Raw genomic sequence first — 2,168 nt, 5'->3', positions numbered from 1 at the left:
CATAGCGCCAGCGGTCGAAAGGCGAGTTCGCGAGCAGCAAAGTCCGCTCGTAAGCGGCGATGGCAATCCCGATCGTTTCCATAGAAACACCGCGGCCCGGAAATGACCGCTCGAAAAGCGCCGGATAGTTCTGGAAGAGAGCGGACTTTGGCAAGTTCCCAGCCGACCGACGGCGCAGCCATTTCGGCAGACGATACGATCGGCGACCAGGCCTGCGTCTCCAGTGAATTTTCTCTCCCGTCGCGAAACAGTTTAGTTTCGTAAGCGACGTTGAAAAGACTGGGCGCATTACGTCTAAGGCTCTTGCCCTCCATCCCCACGGATGTCGCCAACTGATTTGAGGTGAAGGCTTGCCGCTCGATATGACACATGCCGCACGCCATGGTGCCGTTGAAGGAGAGCCTCCTATCGAAAAACAACTTTTTGCCGAGCGCGACGATGATGCCGTCGCCCAGAGCGGTAGGCAAAGGCGGCAGCCCAATCGGAACTCCGACTTCGAGCGGCGGTTCGACGGCAGCCAGCCTTAGCGGGAGGTTTGGGATCACGATAAAAACAATCGCTGTCAGCCAAGCAGGCACATACACCGCATTAATTAGAAAGATTAATTTTGTTTTCATCGAGTTGCAGCGTCTTGATGTCATTTATCAGCACATCCGGATCGAGAAAAGCCGAGGTATAGATTTCTCTAACCCAACCCTCGGGATCAATAAGAAAGACTTTTAGAAGGTGCTCAATGACGACGCGCTTCCCTCCACTCGCGTTGGTTCGAGTGGATATTTCCTGACCAAAGCTCCTCAGGGTGTATTCAAGAAACAGATTGGACCAGGACCCAATGAAGCGCCAGGGAATAATGCCGGAATCCGCCTTGTAGCTTTCCGCAAAAAATTGCAGGGTTTCGCCGTTATCGTGCACCGGATCGAAACTAAAAAACACCAGCTGTGCCTTGCCATGCAATACAGGATCGGCCTTGATTTTTTCACGCACCGCCTCGAATGCGTTCCAAGCCAGGGGGCAACCCTGGGGGTCCGTGCACAGCGTATAGAAGAACGTCAGGAGGGTTATTTTTCCAGTCGTGTAGGTGGAGAGAAGGTGCGGCAGTCCAGGCCCGTCACGAACGATGCTGAAGGGTACACGCTGTATCCTGTCGAGTTTGTAGGTTCCCGGCGCCGGAAAAGGTAATCCTCCGGGCTCCGCAGCGGATGCGGCTCCCGCCACTCCCGTAAAGAGAGCAGCGGCCGCCAAACACCGGATCGTTAACGATCGTGTTGCGCAGGACAAAGAGATCAATCGGGATCCATCGTGCCGGCCGGATAGCCGGTCGGAGACAGCGCCCCTCCCGTAAACTTCATATGATGAGCGCGGCCAAGCTTCTCTTTATAGAAGTCGACCTCGAATTTCTGGGCCAGCTCCTTGCCGTCCCATTCGAATGCTTTCAGGAATTGCTCGTCGTCAGCGCCCTTCTTGTCCCAATTCGAAAGCAGCGAAGTGGTCACGTAGACCCGTTTTCCATCCCAGCTTTGGGAGACCATGTTGACTTGGCTCCCGGTTTGCTTCTCATAAATCTGCACGGGCTTTTCCGGATTGGATAGGTCGAATAGTCGGGTCTTGCCGTCGAGGAAGGTGTTGATCCAGAGGGACTTCGCATCAGACGCTATCGAGATATCGACGGGCAGCGGTATCTTGGACGGATCTCCAATTGAAGCGACATCCTTCGCCACCCATTCGCCATTTGCGTCTTTCTTCACGAGCCAGAGCTGCGCGGTCAAGGCCGTCGCCGTGATCGCCCAGTCGTCTCCCTTCTTGAGGGACCAGCGGACTTCGAGCGGCGCGCCAGGTACGCTAAAAATTTGAGCCGGCTGCATCGACTTCAGATTCCACATCACCATCGTCGCGCCGAAGTGCTTCATCGCGTCCGGGTCTTTAACGAGGGTGCCGAAATCCATCATGTAGTTGTTCCAGCCAGTAAAGCTGGAGGTCAGCAGCGCGTTCTTCGCCGGATTGATGCCAATATCATAGCCGTAGCCGTCGCCTCCGTTTGTGACCGGCATCGGACGCGCCGAAAGGAATTGGCCAGCGTTGCTGTAGACCGCGATTCCGGTTTCCCCGCCGTGATCCTTAGAGTTGGAGAGCCCGCCCACCAGCACGCGTCCTGGCAGCGCATAGAACGT

General features: G+C 55.6%; 3 protein-coding genes and 1 pseudogene. All 4 read right to left on the bottom strand.

Annotated elements, in window-relative coordinates:
* Positions 1–82, bottom strand: an 82-nt coding sequence (locus VGK48_19980) for a hypothetical protein (protein ID HEY2383460.1), incomplete at its 3' end; no start/stop codon positions are given.
* Positions 83–194: 112 nt separating this feature from the next.
* Positions 195–383, bottom strand: a pseudogene (locus VGK48_19975) (cytochrome-c peroxidase).
* A 205-nt stretch (positions 384–588) separates the two neighbouring features.
* Entirely contained in the window at positions 589–1,215 is a 627-nt protein-coding gene (locus VGK48_19970) for an SCO family protein (GenBank protein ID HEY2383459.1), read from the bottom strand.
* Between the two features lie 68 nt (positions 1,216–1,283).
* The coding region (locus VGK48_19965; protein HEY2383458.1) for a selenium-binding protein SBP56-related protein at positions 1,284–2,168 on the bottom strand (885 nt) is incomplete at its 5' end.

The sequence above is a fragment of the Terriglobia bacterium genome, assembly GCA_036496425.1.
GTDB lineage: Bacteria > Acidobacteriota > Terriglobia > 20CM-2-55-15 > 20CM-2-55-15 > 20CM-2-55-15.
This window is presented reverse-complemented; position numbering and strand designations above follow the sequence as displayed.